We start from the raw sequence: 18,305 nt of genomic DNA on the forward strand, positions 1-18,305 counted from the left end.
AATAAATCGCCCGCTGTACGTCAGGGGCTAAACCAAACAAGCCTTCAGGGGGTCACCGTGTCACTCATTTTGCGTTTTCGTCTATGCGCCGTATTAATAGCGGTGTGTGTCGGTCTGTCGCCGCTGATGGCGGTGGCCCAGTCGGGGGCGCGCTTCGAAAAGATCCGGGTGCACGCCCAGGCGCTCGAAGGCAATCTGGCCGGTGAGTCAGAGGATCGCGACGTGATCGTCTATCTGCCGGCCGACTATGCGACGAACCCTGACCGGCGCTACCCGGTTGTCTATGGCCTGCATGGCTATGCCATGGATGCCGAAAGCTTTGCCGGCCTGTTGCAAACGCCGAAGTCGCTCGATGCGGCGCGGGCGCAGGGCCTGCCCGGTGTGATCCTCGTCCTGCCGGACAGCCGCACCCTGCATAACGGGTCGATGTATTCCAGCTCGATCACCATTGGCGACTGGGAAGGCTTTATCACCCGCGATCTGGTGGCCTATATCGACGCCCATTATCGCACTCTGCCTGAGCGTCGCAGCCGCGGCCTAATGGGCCATTCGATGGGCGGGTATGGCGCCGTGCGTCTGGGGATGAAGTACCCTGATGTTTTCGGTGCCCTCTACATCATGAGCCCCTGCTGCCTGTCGGCGCGCGAAGCCCCGCCGGCCCCGGTCGCCGCTGAGGTCGAAAATACCCGCACCCGCGAAGCGGCGGTGAAGCTCGACTTCCTGCAACGCGCCACCTTTGCCGTTGCGGCGGCCTGGTCTCCCAATCCGCACAAGCCGCCCTTCTTTGTTGATTTGCCGACGAACAAGGGCGCGGTGGACAAGGAGGTGCTGGCGCGCTGGGCCGCCAATGCGCCGCTGGCCATGCTCGATCAGTACGTATTCAATCTGCGGCGCTATCCGGCCATCGCCATGGATGTCGGAGACGAGGATGGCTTTCGCATCGACGCAGCGGAACTGCACCGCCGCCTGACCGACTCCGGGGTCAACAGCCGCTTCGCCATCTATCCCGGCGATCATGGCAACCGCATCGGCCAGCGCTTTGAAACCCACGTCCTGCCCTTTTTTGCCGAGACTCTGGACTTCGGTCCTGAGCCCGGCAGGAAGCCCTAGGATTCAATCAGCAAAATCATGCCAATAGCCGGCAGGTAAACGCACAGGGTGTAAAGCGGCTGATCCATCGGGCAATGCAGGGCATAGGCGGCCGCTGCCAGCCCGGCAAAGCCCAGCGCCGCACACAGACGCAGCAGACGGGGCTGGGACGAGGCGGTACGGCTCAGCCACAGGGGCGTTACCAGCCGCATCGCCACCCACGCGCTGAGGATGATGGTCAGACCGCACAGGGCCGCGCCGCCAAAGCCGCCTGCCGTGGCCGCCTCCCAGCCTGCATGGCTGACCTCCCACCACAGGGCGAGGCCGTGGCTCAACAGGATGACGGGCAGCGGGGCGAGGTCGCTCCAGTGACAGCGGCCTTCGGGGCGTGACAGGGCGTTGGCGGCGTGCAGGGCCGACAGACCGGCCCAGCCCCACAGCAGGGGTTTGAGCAGGGCGAAACGCGCCTGTGCCAGCGCCCGTTCGAGATCGCTGAGTTCCGGGCGCATCCCATAGAGGCCCACTACCCAGATCAGGCTCACGGCGGCGAAGACGAGGGCAAGGCCAAGAAGCCGCCCGGCGCTCAGCGGTTTGACGGGTCGCAGGTCTTCGCTCAGCCGCTCGATCAGGTCGTGCGGCGGCCTTACCATCGGAACAGCCAGCTCCCGACGGCGCTGCCGATCAGGGCCGCCACCAGATTGGGCGCCAGATAGATCAGCAGCAGATAGGCCGGGGCATCGTGGTCGCAATGCAGCGTATAGGCGACCGTCATCAGGGCCGAGGCAGCAAAGGCGCTGAGCGCCCCAAAAAGCGCCGGATTGCCGGGCGCGGTATGCCGCAGCCACAGGGCCCAGCCGCCCCCCAGCCCGGCCATGCCGCCGATCAAAATGGTCAGGAAGCACATGCCCGCGCCGTCTGACAGGCCGGTCATCGCTGAGGGCAGACTGCTCAATGCGATATCGACCCCGGTCAGGGTGGTCAGGGCAATGACCGCCAGTCCCAAAAGCCCGGTCTGTACGCGATTGAGCGCGCCTTCCGGTCGCGCCGTGGCCTGCACCTGCCAGACGGCCAGCGCGGCCAGAGCGATGAAAAAGCCCGTCTTGGCATAGGCCGACAGGTTATCCGCCACACGCCCTTCGCTGAACAGCAGGCGCATTTCGGGCCGCGCGCCGTAAGCCGTCAGAACAAAGGAGATGCCCGCCAGCAGGCTTAAGCCCACCCACAGCCACAGGCCACGGCGGCCCAGCGGGGCCACCGGGGGGACGGACTGGCTTAAGGTCTCGATCAGGTCGGGGGTATTCTTCTTACTCATCTTCGTACACTTTCCGGGGCACGCCGACGCTGTCCCGTAACTTTTTCAATCCTCTGTGGACGATGACCTTGACGGCGGCCACCGATTTGCCGGTCAGACGCGACACGTCCTCCAGACTCAGTTCTTCGACCTTGTGCAGGCGAATGACGCGCGCCTGATCGACGGGCAGTTGCGACAACAGCACCTGAACGTCGCGCCGGGCGATGGTGGCTGGCAGGCCCAGAGAGGCCTCGTCCACTGGCTCGTTCAGTTCGTTCAGTTCGACATGTACGTAGCGGCCGTATTTTCGGACGTGGTCGATCAGCTTGTGCCGCGCCACGGCGGCGATCCACGGCATGAAGGGGGCCGTCGGGTCATAGGTGTGGCGCTTTTCATGCACAGCGACGAGCGTGATCTGGGTCAGGTCTTCGGTATCGGGCGATTGCAGGCGACGGCGAAAATAGGCCGAAAGCCACGGGCGCAGGGCGGTGAGGAGGGCGCGATAGGCCTCCGCATCGCCGCATTGGGCGGCGTGCATCTGCTGCCGCCACAGGTCGGGTTGGCTGAGGCTCATGCGGTTGTCTCTGTCGTGTCAAGGCCGGTGATCAGGCCTTCGGCCAGCCACTGACCCAGCCACGCGCCGATCTGCGCCGTGAGGTCTCGGTCGGGGGCGTCGCGCATCAGGGTTTCGCAAGCCGCCGCAAAGCCCTGACCGGCGGCCAGCGCACAGATCAGGGCGTATTCGTCGGCCTCCAGCGTGCGAAAGCGCGAAGCGAGTGCGGTCTTCCACACGCATAGACCACTCATCGCCTCGAAATAGAGCACCTCCGGCGGCGTCTCGTTTTTGGAGAGGGCGCGCCACAGGGCCGGGGCATTGGAACGGATAGCGCGGTGACGCAGGGCCGGATTGAGGACAAAACGCACCGTCTCCCAGTCGCTGACCTGCGTCAGGGCCGTCCCGTCGAGCAGGTCTGCATCTTTGGCGGCAAAGGCCTGCCGCAGGGCAGCATCCAGCCACGCCAGTTCGGTGATTTCGGGATCATCCGGGAAACGCTGCGCTAAAAAGGCCGCAAAGTCCTGCCCATAATCGTCCAGCGACCACTGGGTGGAGGGATGGGCTTCGATGTAGGCGCGCGCCTCAGCATGAAACGTCTCATCGCCCAGCCACGCCCAGACCTGCGCATAGGTTTCGGCCATCGCGCCCGCCAGCCGCGCGCGATAGGCGTGGTGATAAACGCGCATCCCTTCGCTCACCGTGGGAGCCGCAGGGGCCAGAATCTGACCCAGAAAATCCAGTTGGGTGTCGGCCAGTCTCATACGCACACCACAGGGGAGGCGAGGCGGCGGGCCGTGTCGAGTTCGCTCAGAAGCTCAGGCAGGGGCGGAATCTCGTCGTCGCGTTCGATCATCACGGCGGCGTGGCTAAGGCGCGGAGCCACTTCGGCCCACAGCGCCCACACGCCATCCGGGACGGGGGCGTCATGGGTGTCGATCAGCAGGGTTTCGCCCTCAGAATGACCGGCCAGATGCACCTGACGCACGCGATCCAGCGGCAGGCCGTTCAGATAGGTTTGGGCGGAAAAACCGTGATTGTGGGCGCTGACGAAGACATTGTTGAGGTCCAGCAGCAGGTAGCAGCCCGTGCGACGGCATAGCTCCGTCAAAAAGCCCCATTCGGTGTAGGTATCTTCGGCAAAGGTGATGTAGGTCGAGGGGTTTTCGATCAGCAGCGGGCGTTGCAGAAAGGTTTGCACGCGGTCGATATGGCGGCAGACGGTCGTCATCGCCTCTTCGTTCAGGGGCAGGGGCAGAAGGTCGTGGCTGTTATGACCATTGACACCGGTCCAGCACAGATGATCTGAGACCCATAAGGGGTCCACGCGCGTCATCAGGGCGTGTAGCCGCCTCAGATAGTCGGGCCCCGGTCCGTCGGGTGACCCCAGCGACATCGAGACGCCGTGCATCGCCACGGGATAGTCGGCCCGCACGCGATCAAGCACATGCAGGGGCCGCCCGCCGTCGATCATGAAGTTTTCCGAGATGATCTCGAAAAAATCCACCGGTTGCGGCGCGGCCAGTATGGCTTCGTAATGGGGCGGTCTGAGGCCGAGGCCAAAGCCTGAGAAGGGGGCAAGGGAAGGGGGCATGGACGGGTCCGGAGAAGGGCCGGTGCGACACCGGCCCCGCAGGGCATACTTAACCGATATCGCCGATCACGCCACCCTGAGCCAGGCATTCCTTGGCCTTGACGGCCTTGAACCCATGACCCTTGCAGACGTTCTGGCCCTTGCATTCGTGCGTCGTGGTGGCGCAGTCGGCCGTGCCCTTACAGGTATTGATGCCATAGCAGTGGACGATGTCGTCAGCGGCCACGGCGGCACCCTTGCTGCCCGCAGGGGCGGTGGCGGCGGTGGCGAAGCTGGCGGCGGCCATAAGGGCGGCGGCGGACGCGATGATGGCGCCGGTTTTCACAGTGATCATGGTGGGCTCTCTCAAAATAGGTGCGGTGCCGATGTGGCATGGGGGAGTACGCGGCGTTTTGGGATGAGGTTACACAGCCACCCATTTATTTTTTTCTTATGTTTTGCTCTGCCCCTTTTGTAACCTTTGCGTGGGGCCCTGCGTACCTCCTGCCAGACGCGATGAGGCGTCATCTCGCAAGGAGAACCCCATGTCTGTTTCCCGTTCCGGTCTGGCTATCGCCGCCGCCCTGTCTCTGGCCTCGTCACTGGCCGCGGGTGTCGCCGCCGCCGACACCAAAAAGCCCGCCAAGGCCCCCGCGGCCAAGGAAGCCTGCTACGGCATCGCAAAGGCGGGGCAAAACGACTGCAAGGCCGGTCCGGGCACGAGCTGCGCCGGCAGTTCCAAGGTCGATTACGATGGCAAGGCTTTCAAGCTGGTCGATAAAGGCACCTGCGTCACCATCAAGACACCCAAGGGCAATGGCTCGCTGACGCCGAAGGCCTGATATGACCATCGGGGCGGGGCTGGGCTTGAAGCCGCAACATTATGCAGAGGCGACGGGCGACCGCCGCCCCGGCCTGTGGTTTGAGGTTCACCCCGAAAACTATATGGTTGAGGGTGGTCCGCGACTGACCGCCCTTGAGCGGGTGCGCGCTGAGCATCCTCTGTCCCTGCACGGGGTGGGGCTGTCTCTGGGCGGCCCCGACCCGCTGGATCAGGCGCATCTGAAGCGCTTTCGCGCCCTGATCGACCGCTTTGCGCCCTTTGCGGTGTCCGAGCATCTGGCCTGGTCGCGTTTTGAGGGCCGCAGCGTGCCGGAGCTGCTGCCCGTTCTGCGCACCTCGTCGGAATTGCAGCGGATTGCCGAGCGCATCGACGCCACTCAAACGGCTCTGGGGCGGGCTCTGCTGATCGAAAACCCCAGCCATTATCTGAACCTGCGCGGCCAGGACTATGATGAGACCGATTTTTTGAGCGAACTGGTCCAGCGTACCGGCTGCGGCCTGCTGGTCGATCTCAACAATGTCTTCGTCAGCGCGCGCAATATCGGCATCGACCCACTGATCTGGCTGCACGCTATCCCCGCGCAGGCTGTGGGCGAGATTCACGTCGCCGGGCACAGCGAAGACCCGGTGCGTGGTGCGCAGCTTCTGATCGACAGCCATGATCGCCCGGTCGCAGAGGGCGTTTGGGCGCTGCTGGACGCCGCGCTCGACCTGTGGGGGCCACGCCCGGTCCTGATCGAACGCGACGGTGAGGTGCCCGCCTATGCCGAGCTGATCGCTGAACGTGAGCGGGCTCAGGCGCGTTTGCAAAAGGGGAGGGTTGCCGCATGAGCGCCTTTCATCAGGCTTTTGCGGGGGCGCTGACGGGCGACACAGAGGCGCTGGCGACGTGGGTGGCAACGCCCGCCCGGCCGACCGTGGCCGTCTATCGCAACACGATTATGTCGGCTCTGGTCGAAGCGCTTGAAACGGCCTTTCCGGCTGTAGTGGCGGCGCTGGGGTCAGACAATTTCCATCAGGTGACGGCGGCCTTTGCGCGCGACCATTACCCGGCCCATCCGATGCTGCACGATTATGGGGGCGGGTTTGCCGACTGGCTGGCAGCGCAAACTGTCCTGTCGGAGATGGACTGGCTACCTGATCTGGCGCGGCTCGACCACCTGCGGCTCAGCGTGCTGAACGCGGCGGATACGGCGGCCACACCTGCCGAGGGGTTTGCCAGCCTGTCGCCCGAAGCCCTCAGCCACACCCGCCCGCGCCTGATTCCGGCCGCGCGACTGATCCGTTTTGACACCACGCTTCTGAGCGTCTGGGAGGCGCTTCTGGCGGGCGAAGGCGAGGGGCTGGAGCGTCGGCCTGAGCCGGAAACCCTGCTGGTGCGCCGGGTGGGCGAAGGCGTCGAAGTGCGTCGCCTAAATCCCGATGCCGCGGCTTTTCTCAGCGTCTGCGCTGAAGGCGGCACGCTGGCCGAAGCGGCGGAGGCGACCCTGATCTGCGACCCCACGACCGATCTTACGGCCCTGTTCAGCCATGTGCTGGGCCTCTCCTGTCTTCACCTCTCAACCGAAAGAGACCCCCTATGACCCGCAAACTCACCGACTGGATCAATGCGCCCGCGCAACTTATGGCCAAGCTGCCCGAAGACGTCATCGCGCTCATCACCCGTTTCGGCGTGGCGGCCATCTTCTTCAGCTCGGCGCGCACCAAGGTCGATGGCCTGTTCCACATCAGTGATGGCACCTATGTGCTGTTTGAGCAGGAATACGCCCTGCCGCTGATCCCGCCGCACACCGCCGCCGTGGCGGCGACCGTCTCCGAACACCTGTTTTCGATCCTGCTGGTGCTGGGCCTGTTCACCCGCTATTCGGCGCTGGCCTTTCTGGGCATGACGGCGGTTATTGAAATCTTCGTCTATCCCGATGCCTGGCCGACGCATCTGAGTTGGGCCGGGCTTCTGATCTATCTGATCGGGCGCGGCGGCGGGGCCTACAGCCTCGATCGGCGGCTGGGGCTGATTTAGAGCGAAATGACTTTGAGTGGAATCGTTATTTCGCTCTAAATTTTTGTTTTATCGCGATGTTTTTGCGGAAAACCGCTCACACTTTTGGCTTCGCCGAACTTCGTTTCCGCACATCGCTCTCATTTGTGAAGTTTTCATTAAGTTTCAGCGTGTCTCCCGCGGGGCAGCGTCCCTAGGCTTGAGAGGGCGTGCTGTATGCCCTCAGCCTTTAGGGGATACTGGCATGAAACTTTCCACCCAACTGATGGTCATGGCTTCGGCCATGAGCCTGAGCCTCGGACTGGCGGCGAACGCCGTGCAGGCCGAAGAGGTCGCGGCCAAGGACGCTACCGCCAAGGACAGCGGCAATGTGACCGAAGTGGTCATCTATGCCAACCGTTCGACGGCCACCTCGGCCCAGATGAAAAGCGCCAACACCATCAGCGTGATGTCGGCCGAAGACCTTGAGCACACCGCTGTGCACAACGTCGCCGAAGCTCTGGCCCTGCTGCCGGGCGTCACCGTGACCAATACCGGTAACTCCTTCTTCGGCGGCGTGGACGGGGCCTCGCGCGGGGAAGGCATGTTCGTCGGCGTACGCGGCATGAACACCGAATTCACCCTTGCCCTGATCAACGGCGTCAATGTCGCGCAGGGCATGCCTTATTCTCGTCAGGTGCAACTCAGCCTGCTGCCGCCGTCGGGTCTGAAGACCATCGTGGTCAACAAAAACTCGACCGCCGAAATGGACGGCGATGCCATCGGCGGCACGGTCGATTTCCGCACGCCCTCGGCCTTCGGCTTCAAGGATGGTTTCATGTCTGTGGCCGTGTCGGGCCGCGTCGAGAGCCGTGCGCGTGACTATGGCGAAGACGGTCTCGGTGGCGGCGTCAGCGCCGAATACGCCCGCCGCTTTGGCGCCAACAAGCAGTTCGGCTTCTATGGCAGCGCCTTCTACGACAAGCGCAACTACGCCAACTCGATGATCGCCGGCATCATGACGGCGCAGCAGGACGGTAGCTGGGGTTATCTGCATGCCGTGAAAGATGCCAGCGGTAACTTCCAGAACCCGACCGGCTACGACAAGGAGGCCAACCTTGCCCAGACCGGCCTGAACATCGGCGTTTCGACGGGCTTCACCGAGCGTTACGGCGGTAACTTCTCGGCCGACTGGCGCGTGGACGACACGCTGGACCTGTATCTGCGCGGCTCCTATGCTTTCGCCGAAACGCACCAGAACTCCACCCTGGCGCAGTTCGTCAACAGCAAGGTCTATGTCGAAAACGCCGCCACGCCGGGTCTGTTCGACCTGACCGGCGTCACCAATTCGTCGGTGCGCGCCTGGTACGAAACCAACCCCGAACAGGCCGATCTCGGCACCTTGAGCCTGGGCGCGGTCAAGCGCGTCGGTAACTGGACCCTGTCGCCGTCGGTCTTCTATTCGGAAGGCGATAATGACCGTCCGAACCACATCGAAGCCTCGATGCGCAACAACCAGTCGGATGATTACAACAAGGGGCCTCTGGCCGGTCAGACTGTGCCCTATGCCGGTATGTTCATCGCCTATAACAGCGACGGCTATCCAATCCCGATGCTCAATGCTACGCAGCAGACCCAGATCAACAACGCCTCGACCACGCTTCTGGCGCGGCGCGCCGGGCAGTTGACGCAGCAGTTTTCGGGTCAGGAAAAGGCAGGCCTGAAGTTTGATGCGCAGTACGATTTTGATGGTGGCAACCTCGCCTATATCAAGACCGGCCTGAAATATGTCGCCAGCCACCGCCGTGTGATCAACCGTGACTGGACCAATAACCATCTGGCCAATGTGATGCAAAAGGCCGGGGTGAAGTGGGCCGATGTCGGTCTGGCCACCGACTATTTCGACTCCATCTATCCGGGCCTCTACACGATCCGCGCCCCGAAGGTGAATCAGGACCGCCTGTTTGAAATCTTCTACACCTACTTCCCGATGGCGACCGCTCAGGCGGACCCCGAATATATGAACGGCAATACGCTGAAGGGCGATGAAAACGTCAGCGCCGCCTACGTCACCGGCAAGTACGATTTCGGTGCGCTGGAGGTCATTCCGGGCCTTCGTTTTGAGCATACGGACATCAAGAACACCTACTGGAACAGCACCAAAAAGACCTTTGAGTCCAATTCGACCGATTACAACGAATGGCTGCCCAGCCTGTTCGTCAACTATCGTCCGGAAACCGGCGGCGTTTACCGTGCGTCCTTGACGCGCGCCTATATGCGTCCGGCCATGGTGCAGCTTGGCAACAAGACGACCACCCGTGAAGGCGACAACAACAGCCTGACGATCAGCCAGGGCAATCCGGACCTCAAGCCTCTGAAGTCGTGGAACCTCGATCTGTCGGGGGAATGGTCGAACGCCGAAGGTGGCTATGCCATGATCGGTGCCTACTACAAGAAGCTGTCGGACTATATGTACGACAACGGCTCGACGCAGGTGAATACCGGGGAAACCCCGACCAACCTCCTGACCTATAACGGCAAGACCTATGACCGCGTCAGCCTCTCGCACCCGACCAATGGCGGCGAAGGCACGGTGAAGGGTCTGGAAGTCCAGCTTTATCAGAAGTTCGGTATGCTGCCGGGCTGGCTGTCGGGCTTTGGGGCCGGTGCCAACTTCACCCGCCAGTGGACCGAGGTCGATATCGGCAAGGGCGAAAAGCACCCGATCCAGAACGCCCCGGAATATCTGGCCAATGTGAAGGTCAACTACGCCTGGAAGGGCCTGACCGTGGACCTGACCCACAACTATACTGGCGAAGCGGTCATTGCCTACAACGATGTCGCAGGTCTCGAACTGTGGACCCGTCCGGTCAAGCGCACCGACCTGCACGCCGGTTATGACTTCGGCAAGGGCGTCAAGCTCGACCTGTCGGTGTCCAACCTGTTCAAGGACTATTCCTACTGGGCGCACGTTGGCAAGAACAGCCTAGCGATCAATGACATCGTGGACTCCGGTTCGACGACGCTGCTGACGCTGAAGTACACCTACTAAAATCCCTCAGGCGTTCTCCAGACGCCTGAGACCTGACCTCCGGCAGCCGCAGGGCTTCCGGAGGTTTTTTTATGTGATCAGTAAGCGTATGTCAGGCTGAGCGACAGGCGCTGCCCGGAGTCGATGATGTCCGACAGGGCCAGACTGTCGCGTCCCACATGCGCCCAGTAGCTGTAGGCCCCGGTCAGGTTGGTCGCCGACAGCGATAACCGCAGGCGCGGCCGGACCTGCCAGTCGGCGGCGAGGTCGAGCCGGGTGGCGGGTCTGACCCACATATTGTCCCAGTCGCCGGGTGCCGCCAACGCATTATAGCTTGAGAGATAGGCCCCCGTATGCTGGGCGCTCAGTGTGACTGTGGCGCGTTTGTAGCGGTAGGTGGCGGTAAGATTGGCCAGCCAGTCCGGCGCGTTCTGCATGGCGATGTGGCGGCCCAGTTCGTCGCTGCCCAGATCAACGTGCGTCCATTGCCGGCTAAGCGTGCCGCCTGCGGTCAGGGTGCCGCCCGCCAGCGCCCAGTCGTGGCGCGCTTCGGCCTCAAGCCCCTGCACCCCGCCGCGTCCGCCATTGTGCGGGGTCAGGAGCCGCAGGTCCGTGCGGCCAAACAGGACATCGCCCCCGCTGCCGCCGCTGTCGAAAAGATAGTGTTTCAGCCGCTTGGCATAGGCCCCAAAGCTGTAGCGCGTGCCGCCATGGGTGCGGCCTTCGACCGACAGATCGAGATTGAGCGCCGTGACGGGCTTCAGCGACGGATTGCCCTGCCGCAGCAGAGGCGTCCCGTCCTCGTCGGGCTGATAACGCACCGCACTGCCCAGCAGCATAAAGGCCGGGCGCGTATAGCCGCGCCACAGGGCCAGCCGCCAGACGTGATCCTCATCGGGGCGATAGTTGAGGCGAAGGCTCGGCAGGCCGACGCCATAGGTGGTGCGGCTTTGCCCCCAATGACCCGGCACTTCGCTCACACCCGTCGGCGGTGCGGGGATGACCCAGAAGCGGTTGTCGATGCGCGTCTGCTCATAGCGCAGGCCGGGCGCGATCTCCAGCCGCCCTATGACCCAGCGCGCGCTCAGATAGGCGGCGGCCACCGTTTCGCGCCCATGCTGACGGTTGCAGTTGTCGTTGTTGACCGCCAGCGTCGCGCACGTATCAAAGCTCTGCGGCGTCACATAGCGATGGAAATAGTCGGCCAGCCGCTCATGATCGACCCTGGGCAGGCGCCAGTCAAAACGCCCCGGAAAGGCCTGATCATAATAGCCGCGAACGAGACCCAGTTCTTGCCAAGTCACGCCGCCACGCCCCAGAAGATCGGCGAAATAGGCATTGGTCCAGTTACGGTCGGTGACTTCGCGCACGCTGTCGGTCCATTTGACGCCAAAGGCCAGTTGCCGCAGCGCGCGGTCATAGGCGGTATATTCGGCATCGAAGCGCGCGCCCTGCCGGTATTGACGGCTGGTCTGCACCGTGAACTGCCCGGCGCGGCGGGCCAGCAGGCGCTCACCGACCGAATCCAGATCGGCGCGCAGGTCCGGCGTCAGTTGCGGCGTCGGAAAGCCGTCCGTATAGCCGATTAGCAGCCCTGAAAAAGGACGTCTTTGGGCGCTGTTGTAGGTGTCCATCTGGTCGATGCGCGCAGAAGCCTCGATGCGTTCCGGCCGGTCGCTGCGCCCCTGACTGAAGAACAGGGACGGGGTGAGGGTCCAGGCTCCCGCCTGACGGCGCGCGCCAACACTGACCGCCGACAGGCTGGCCACATCGGGATTGGTTTCGTACCACAGGCGGGATGAAACGCTGCCGACCGACAGGTGATAACGCCCGCTGCCGTTGTCGGCCCAGCTCAGATTGCGTCCGACCACCTGACTGAGGGTCGAATTTTGCTCCGTACGGTTATGGGCGGCTGTGGCGCGCAACCAACCGTCCCAGTGCTCATTAAAACGCCCGGTCAGGGTCAGCACGTCATAGCGGGCGCGGCTCTCGCCCGTTGAAACGCCGACATTGAGCGCCGTAGCGGTCAAAAGGCTTTGCGGATCGGTTCCTGCGGGCAGGGTGCCCTTGGCTGAGTCCGACCACAGATAGGCCCAGCCCGCATCGTTTTGCGCCGACATGATGCCCGCGATTTCGGAATTGGCGTAGCGCCGGCGGTCTTCAAAATGGCTGAAATAGAGGCCGAAGCGCTCATCATCCCCAAAACGCCGGGCATATTCAACGCCGACACCGCCGCCGAGGCCGGATACGCCATAGGTTTCGGCGCGGCGGTTGTCATAGGCCGAAACGCTCAGCGACAGGTGCTGACGCGCGCGAAAATCGTTCGCCGTCGGGGTGCGGAAGTCGATGGCGGCGCTGATGACGTCGCCGTCCATATCGGGTGTTGGCACCTTGCTCAGGACGATCGACTGAAACCCCGTCGGCGGCAGCAGATTCAGTTGCACACCGCGCGAATGGGGCAGGCCCTGCGCCAGCGACACACCGTCGATCATGTTGAGATTGAATTCGGTGTTCAGGCCGCGGAAGGCGCTGAACAGCCCTTCGGCGCGTGAGGCGGAATCGACCCCGCCGCTGAAAGAACGGCCGGTATTGAGCACGGTCACACCCGGCAGGACGCCCAGCGCTTCGGTGACATTGCGCGCGGCGGTGCGTTCCAGATCGCTGCGCGACAGGATGGCGGTCGCCTGCGGCGCGCTAAGGCTGCCGTCAAAGCGGTCTGTGTCCTGACGCGGGTTCAGGATCGTGCGCTGCGCCACCACCACGACCTCGCGCACGGGCTCGGCTGTGTCCACGGCGCGCGGTGTGGGTACGGGGCGCGCGACCAAACGCGGCGCAGGCGGCGAGACGACGATAAACGTGCGCGCGTCGATCTGACGGATCGACAGGCCAGAGCGCGACAGGACGCGGCGAAAGGCGGCTTCGGCTTCCAGCGTACCGGAAACGGCGGCACCGTTGTGGGCGCGCACCTGATCGCCGGAAAAGAGGATCTGCACCTGCCCCTGCTCGGCCACGCGCCGCAAGGCCTGCTCCAGCGGCAGGGCCGGCACGTCGAACCGCCGGGGCGCGGCCTGCGCCGCCGGGGCCCAGAGCGTCGCGGTCATAACGCTTGCGGTCAAAACGCTGATCAGGCGTGGCAGATAGACCTTGGGCAGGGGCCCGCTCATCCAAAAATGCCTTCATTCACATCCCCACGGGCTTGATAGTCAGGCGGCGTGATAGATTTATGACGTTTCACCGAACACCGGTCGGGTGTGCTCATGTCATCAGCCTGTCATCAAAAGCCTGTTTGACAGTTTTTTGGCGGTTGTGGCGCGCGTGAGCGTTAAAAGCTTTGGGGGCGCGTGTTCACAACCGGCGGACCATGTACGGTATCTATGACAGGTGGACGATGAGGCCGGACCCCGAAGCCTTACGGGCGGGTAACGCCGCTGCGCAGGTGAGCGGGCTGATCGAGCGGCTGGATGGTCGCTTGCGCCGTTATCTGGGGCGGGCGCTGCGGCCGGACGATGCGGACGACGCCCTTCAGGATATCTATGCGCGGCTGGTGCGACTGGCGCAGCGCGAACCGCCGCCGGAGTTCAATATTACCTATGTGTTCAAGACCGCCGACAGCGTTATCCGCGACCTCTATCGTCACCGCCGCCGCCGCGAAGGCGATCAGCACGTTGAACTTACGGATAACCTGCCTGAAGACGCACCGACGCCGTTCGATGAACTGCGCTGGCGTCAGAATGCGGATCTGCTGCGTCAGGCCATCCGCAAACTCAATGCACAGGAACGGCTGGTGCTGATGCTGCACCGGGTCGAAGGCCTGAAACTCACCGAAATTTCGCAAAAACAGGGCATCCCCCTGCGCAGCGTGCAACGCCTGCTCGCCGACGCTCTGGCCAAATGCCGACATAATCTCAAGGACAGCGGATGGTACGAACAGTAATCCCGTTTCAGGGAAAGGGGACACCGCCTCAGAAGGCCGAGGCACTGCGTCTGGTCGAGGCGATGACTGATGCCGAAGAGGGCACGGCGAACCCGAACGGGTCGGCAGGCGATGCGTGGACGCAGCGCGAGCTGGAGGCCGTGTGGGACGCCGTCGGTCTGCTCGATGCCGCGGATTTCGCGGAGACACGCCCGCAGCGCGCCTGGTGGCCTATGGCTGCGGGCATGGCGGCGGCGGTCGTGCTGGGGCTCAGCGTGTGGTTTATCGCGCAGCGCCCGGTTATTTACGAAACCAGGGTGGGCCAGCGTCAGGCGGTTGTTCTGGCGGACGGCTCGCGCGTCACGCTGAATACAGGCAGCCGCGTCGAGGTGCGCGGGCGCAAGGTCGATCTGATGCGTGGCGAGGCCTTGTTCGAGGTGGCGCATAAGCCTGACGCCCGCCCCTTTGATGTGCGTACCGATCTGGCGCAGGTCCGCGTGACCGGCACGCGCTTTACGGTGCGCCGCGAAGAGACCGGCACCGATGTCAAACTGATCGAGGGCCATGTCGAGGTGCGCGGCCAGAGGTCGGACGCACAGCTTGTGAAGCTTCAGGCTGGTCAGGCGGTGGCGGTGGACCGTACCGGTCATTTGGGCCCGGTGCATCCGGCGGATACAGCGGGCGTGAGCGACTGGCTGCAAGGGCGCCTGACCTTCAGCCGCACCCCGCTGAAAGAAGCGGTGGCCGAGATGAACCGCTATAGCGACCGCAAGCTAATTGTCTCTGATGAGCGGTTATCGACCTTGCGCATCGACGGTGAATTCGAGGCGGGCAATACCGAGGCCCTCGCTCAGGCCCTGCACGCCCTCTATGGCGTGGACGCGCAGGCGAGCGAGGACGGCATCCGGCTGCGGGCAGGCCGCGACTGACGTCATGTGGCTATTCTGACACAAAATCCACCCCCATTCATCCATGCAGACTGTAAGAGGCGGACAAAACGGCATGGCATTTTTAGAGCGCGCCGCGTTTGAATGGCGGCTCCTGATGCCCGACGAGGTATGCCGATGCGACCTTCCTTTCTGCGGCGAAATGGCCTGTCGATCTTTGTGCTTGGCTTCTTCCTCCTGTTCTGGGCGGCGCAGGCCCTCACCGGCTGGGGCGTCTATAATGAGATGCGAACCGAGGAAGGGGCGACGCCCATCAGTCTGGCCGCCTATCTGACGACCGGCAACTTTATCGAAGTGACGTTTGAAAACTGGGAGAGCGAGTTTTTCCAGATGGGCGTCTATGTGCTGGCCACCGTGTGGCTGCGTCAGCAGGGCTCATCGGAGTCGAAACCTTTGGAAGGCGACAGCGACGTCGATAAGGCCCCGCAACCCCACCCGCGGGCACCGTGGCCGGTGCGCAAAGGCGGCTGGGTGCTGGGGCTCTATAAATACTCGCTCAGCCTCACCTTTTTCGCTCTGTTCCTGCTGTCCTTTTCGCTGCACCTCTATGGCAGCTACCGCAACCAGGTCGAGGAGAGCGTGCTGAAAGGCCAGCCCGCAGAGGGGGTCGCCGCCTTTCTGGCCGGCGCGACCTTCTGGTTTGAGTCCTTCCAGAACTGGCAGAGCGAGTTTCTGGCCATCGGCGCCATTGTCCTGCTGTCGATCTGGCTGCGGCAATATGGCTCCCCGGAATCAAAGCCGGTGGATATGCCGCACGACGAAAATCCCTGAATGTTCAAACCGGAGTCCCCCATGAACCCGACCGACAAAGACCTCAAAGACCCCAAGGGCGGCGGCAATGAAGCCGACAACGCCAATGTGCACGTCGATATCAAGCCCGGCTGGAAGAAGCGCCCCGAACAGTATCCGCAGGCGGGAGAGCAACTGGGCCCGCACGACCGCGGCGAAAAACAAGAGGCGAATAAAGCGCCCGATTGACCGCATCCTGATGGGCAGGGGAGGGGGGCGTATTTGTTCTTTCGCTGGCCGTCCCTAAGGTGGCCTCGTCAACCGACATTCCCCAAATATTCCGGAGCCCGATATGCCGAAGATCAAGACGCTTGAAGACGCCTTTATCCATGAACTGTCCGATATCTACAGCGCCGAAAAGCAACTGACCAAGGCGCTACCCAAGCTGGCGCGCGCCGCCACCCATCCGCAGCTGGCCGAAGGCTTCACCCAGCATCTGGAGGAAACACAAGGCCAGATCGAGCGCATTGACCAGATCGTCGAAGCGCAGGGCCTCAAGCTCAAGCGCGTCAAGTGTCTGGCCATGGAAGGGCTGGTCGCCGAGGGCGGCGAAACCATTGAAGAGATCGAAAAGGGTCCGGTGCGCGATGTCATGCTGATCGTTGGCGCGCAAAAGGTCGAACACTATGAGATCGCCGCCTATGGCAGCCTGATCACGCTGGCCGATCAGTTGGGTTATACCGACGCCTCGCGCCTGCTCAAAGAGACCTTGCAGGAAGAAAAGGCGACCGACGAAAAGCTCAACGGGCTGGCCACGTCAGAGGTCAACCGTCAGGCGCTGGAAGCCGCCGCCGAGGTCGAACCGGCGCAGTAGCTCCCGGTTACTGATCCACTCAAAACGCCTCGGCCAGAATGATGACCCGTTCATTATTCTGGCTTTTTTAGTACCCGTCGCCGCAGGATGATCAATAAAGCTGGATTTATAGATCAGAAACGGCTGTCCTTTTGATGGATAAATGAGGCGGTATTGATCATGCAAATGAACAGGCGCGCTCGTTCCTACTCAAATACGAAAACACTCTTGGGGATATGGGTGATGCGGCAGGCAAGATCCGCCTCACCCGACGCTACGATATAGTGGTCGCCGTAGTCCAGTATCCCCGTCGTGAAGACGACATCGCGCAGATACATCTGGTGTTCGATGGGCCGCGTCAGTTCGGCATTGGCCTCCAGCACCGGGGTTGCTTCGGTGTGCAGGACACGGCTGGGGTCATGAGTGTCGAGCACTGACCAGTAGGTGCGGTAGATGCCGACCACCTCATGCGGTTCGACCCCGTGCCACAGGGTCAGCCAGCCCTGAGGGGTCAGGATCGGCGGGGTGCCGCCGCCCATGCGCTCCATGATCAGCGTGCCCGACGGCGGGCGCAGGCCCGGCCGCTCAAACGGCTTCCAGAACAGGGCGTCTTTGGAGACCGCCAGATTGATCGACGGCCCGGCGCGCCAGTCGCTGCCCGGCGGATAGGCGAAATAAAGCGCCCCCAGGGGCCGCGTCTGCGCCCAGTAATAGCCATCAATCAACCCCTCAAAGATCAGCATATCCTTGTTTTGGTGATCGAGAACGATTCCTTCAAAGGTCCAGTCGAGGCCATTGTCGGAGCTATAGAGGGTGGTCGAATGGCGCTCCGGGCTCACCGAACAGGTGGTCATCAGCCAGCGGTCCCCGACGCGGCTGATGCGGGCATCTTCCACCCCATAGCATTGAAAACTATAGGCCGGTGCGATGGCGCGGTCATAGTGCAGCGTGAGAACACGTGTGCCGTCCGGGCTCAGCTCGACGGGCAACAGCCACGACAGGGAGGTCAGGGCCATCACCTTCCACTGCCCGCCGGCGAGGGTGAATTTGCGCGGATCGGCCGTATTGGCCTGATCGAGCGGCCAGGCATCGAGCCTGTAGGTCTGCGTCTCCTCGTCCCAGCGGATGGCGTGGACATGGCCATCGACAATGGGCTCGCGCAGGGCTTCGGCGACGCGGACCATCATCAGCAGATTGCCGCTCGGCAGGCGCAGGAGGCCGGGATTAAACGCCCCCAGCACGAAGGTTTCCGCCTTCAGGTGCCCGGCCAGCGGCGAGCGCGACAGGTCGATATCATCGGGCGTCAGGACAAGCTTATCAACGGGGTAGGGCATATCGCTCAACGGATGGAACATATAGGGCGTGGACATAGCATGACCTCAGGCCCGGACCATCGGATATTCGCGGTAAGCGCGATATGGGCCACCAACGGTGCGGCGTAAGCAATCGGCAAAGTTGCGCCAAGGCCGAGCGATCCGCATTTTCTTTTGATGCCTGCAACCGCA

The 18,305-nt window shown here is 62.9% G+C and carries 19 protein-coding genes; 11 read left to right on the plus strand and 8 right to left on the minus strand.

What is annotated here, in order from left to right; translation table 11 throughout:
* The first annotated feature begins 57 nt into the window (after positions 1 to 57).
* Positions 58 to 1,110, plus strand: coding sequence for an alpha/beta hydrolase (locus tag ACK8OE_RS14890; RefSeq protein ID WP_410273172.1), 1,053 nt, complete (start codon positions 58 to 60; stop codon positions 1,108 to 1,110).
* Here ACK8OE_RS14890 and ACK8OE_RS14895 read toward each other — a convergent pair.
* Genes ACK8OE_RS14895 through ACK8OE_RS14920 form a run of 6 tightly spaced genes read right to left on the minus strand, consistent with a single transcriptional unit; the run spans position 1,107 to position 4,861 of the window.
* Positions 1,107 to 1,739 carry an NrsF family protein gene (locus ACK8OE_RS14895; RefSeq protein WP_410273173.1) on the minus strand — a complete coding sequence of 211 codons (633 nt, stop codon included), beginning with the start codon at positions 1,737 to 1,739 and terminating at the stop codon, positions 1,107 to 1,109. The genes ACK8OE_RS14890 and ACK8OE_RS14895 overlap by 4 nt on opposite strands.
* Complete coding sequence (locus tag ACK8OE_RS14900) at positions 1,733 to 2,401, minus strand: NrsF family protein (protein WP_410273174.1); 669 nt, start codon at positions 2,399 to 2,401, stop codon at positions 1,733 to 1,735. Before ACK8OE_RS14900 ends, ACK8OE_RS14895 begins: the two co-directional genes overlap by 7 nt.
* Positions 2,394 to 2,954, minus strand: coding sequence for a sigma-70 family RNA polymerase sigma factor (locus tag ACK8OE_RS14905; protein ID WP_410273175.1), 561 nt, complete (start codon positions 2,952 to 2,954; stop codon positions 2,394 to 2,396). The genes ACK8OE_RS14900 and ACK8OE_RS14905 overlap by 8 nt, the downstream gene beginning before the upstream one ends.
* Positions 2,951 to 3,697, minus strand: coding sequence for a putative DNA-binding domain-containing protein (locus tag ACK8OE_RS14910; RefSeq protein ID WP_410273176.1), 747 nt, complete (start codon positions 3,695 to 3,697; stop codon positions 2,951 to 2,953). The genes ACK8OE_RS14905 and ACK8OE_RS14910 overlap by 4 nt, the downstream gene beginning before the upstream one ends.
* Positions 3,694 to 4,527, minus strand: a complete 834-nt coding sequence (locus ACK8OE_RS14915; protein WP_410273177.1) for a DUF692 domain-containing protein — start codon at positions 4,525 to 4,527, stop codon at positions 3,694 to 3,696. The genes ACK8OE_RS14910 and ACK8OE_RS14915 overlap by 4 nt, the downstream gene beginning before the upstream one ends.
* A gap of 49 nt (positions 4,528 to 4,576) precedes the next feature.
* Positions 4,577 to 4,861: a hypothetical protein gene (locus ACK8OE_RS14920; RefSeq protein WP_013481134.1), complete on the minus strand. Its 285-nt coding sequence runs from the start codon at positions 4,859 to 4,861 to the stop codon at positions 4,577 to 4,579.
* A gap of 190 nt (positions 4,862 to 5,051) precedes the next feature.
* Between ACK8OE_RS14920 and ACK8OE_RS14925 the strand changes: the two genes are divergently transcribed.
* The 5 genes from ACK8OE_RS14925 (at position 5,052) to ACK8OE_RS14945 (ending at position 10,379) form a co-directional block, all read left to right on the plus strand.
* Entirely contained in the window at positions 5,052 to 5,348 is a 297-nt protein-coding gene (locus ACK8OE_RS14925; protein ID WP_126424217.1) for a DUF2282 domain-containing protein, read from the plus strand.
* A 1-nt stretch (position 5,349) separates the two neighbouring features.
* Positions 5,350 to 6,180, plus strand: coding sequence for a DUF692 domain-containing protein (locus tag ACK8OE_RS14930; protein ID WP_410273178.1), 831 nt, complete (start codon positions 5,350 to 5,352; stop codon positions 6,178 to 6,180).
* Positions 6,177 to 6,932 (plus strand): putative DNA-binding domain-containing protein, encoded by a 756-nt coding sequence (locus ACK8OE_RS14935; RefSeq protein ID WP_410273179.1) that lies wholly within the window; start codon positions 6,177 to 6,179, stop codon positions 6,930 to 6,932. Before ACK8OE_RS14930 ends, ACK8OE_RS14935 begins: the two co-directional genes overlap by 4 nt.
* Positions 6,929 to 7,369 carry a DoxX family protein gene (locus ACK8OE_RS14940; RefSeq protein WP_410273180.1) on the plus strand — a complete coding sequence of 147 codons (441 nt, stop codon included), beginning with the start codon at positions 6,929 to 6,931 and terminating at the stop codon, positions 7,367 to 7,369. Before ACK8OE_RS14935 ends, ACK8OE_RS14940 begins: the two co-directional genes overlap by 4 nt.
* 223 nt (positions 7,370 to 7,592) lie before the next feature.
* Positions 7,593 to 10,379 (plus strand): TonB-dependent receptor, encoded by a 2,787-nt coding sequence (locus tag ACK8OE_RS14945; RefSeq protein ID WP_410273181.1) that lies wholly within the window; start codon positions 7,593 to 7,595, stop codon positions 10,377 to 10,379.
* Positions 10,380 to 10,456: 77 nt separating this feature from the next.
* Here ACK8OE_RS14945 and ACK8OE_RS14950 read toward each other — a convergent pair whose 3' ends face one another.
* Positions 10,457 to 13,522: a TonB-dependent receptor gene (locus tag ACK8OE_RS14950; RefSeq protein ID WP_410273182.1), complete on the minus strand. Its 3,066-nt coding sequence runs from the start codon at positions 13,520 to 13,522 to the stop codon at positions 10,457 to 10,459.
* A gap of 224 nt (positions 13,523 to 13,746) precedes the next feature.
* On the opposite strand from ACK8OE_RS14950, the gene ACK8OE_RS14955 reads away from it, so the two are divergent.
* From ACK8OE_RS14955 to ACK8OE_RS14975, 5 genes are all read left to right on the plus strand, one after another.
* On the plus strand, positions 13,747 to 14,292 hold the full coding sequence (locus ACK8OE_RS14955; RefSeq protein ID WP_410273183.1) for an RNA polymerase sigma factor: 546 nt from the start codon (positions 13,747 to 13,749) through the stop codon (positions 14,290 to 14,292).
* Positions 14,277 to 15,200 carry a FecR family protein gene (locus ACK8OE_RS14960; protein WP_410273184.1) on the plus strand — a complete coding sequence of 308 codons (924 nt, stop codon included), beginning with the start codon at positions 14,277 to 14,279 and terminating at the stop codon, positions 15,198 to 15,200. Before ACK8OE_RS14955 ends, ACK8OE_RS14960 begins: the two co-directional genes overlap by 16 nt.
* Before the next feature lie 135 nt (positions 15,201 to 15,335).
* Complete coding sequence (locus tag ACK8OE_RS14965; protein WP_410273185.1) at positions 15,336 to 15,989, plus strand: DUF6766 family protein; 654 nt, start codon at positions 15,336 to 15,338, stop codon at positions 15,987 to 15,989.
* A gap of 21 nt (positions 15,990 to 16,010) precedes the next feature.
* Positions 16,011 to 16,196, plus strand: coding sequence for a hypothetical protein (locus ACK8OE_RS14970; RefSeq protein ID WP_410273186.1), 186 nt, complete (start codon positions 16,011 to 16,013; stop codon positions 16,194 to 16,196).
* 103 nt (positions 16,197 to 16,299) lie between these two features.
* Positions 16,300 to 16,821, plus strand: a complete 522-nt coding sequence (locus tag ACK8OE_RS14975) for a ferritin-like domain-containing protein (protein WP_410273187.1) — start codon at positions 16,300 to 16,302, stop codon at positions 16,819 to 16,821.
* A gap of 185 nt (positions 16,822 to 17,006) precedes the next feature.
* Here ACK8OE_RS14975 and ACK8OE_RS14980 read toward each other — a convergent pair whose 3' ends face one another.
* On the minus strand, positions 17,007 to 18,170 hold the full coding sequence (locus ACK8OE_RS14980) for a glycosidase (RefSeq protein ID WP_410273188.1): 1,164 nt from the start codon (positions 18,168 to 18,170) through the stop codon (positions 17,007 to 17,009).
* Positions 18,171 to 18,305 lie beyond the last annotated feature (135 nt).

Origin of the sequence: Asticcacaulis sp. W401b, from assembly GCF_046503825.1 — a bacterium.
In the GTDB taxonomy this organism is placed as follows: Bacteria; Pseudomonadota; Alphaproteobacteria; order Caulobacterales; family Caulobacteraceae; genus Asticcacaulis.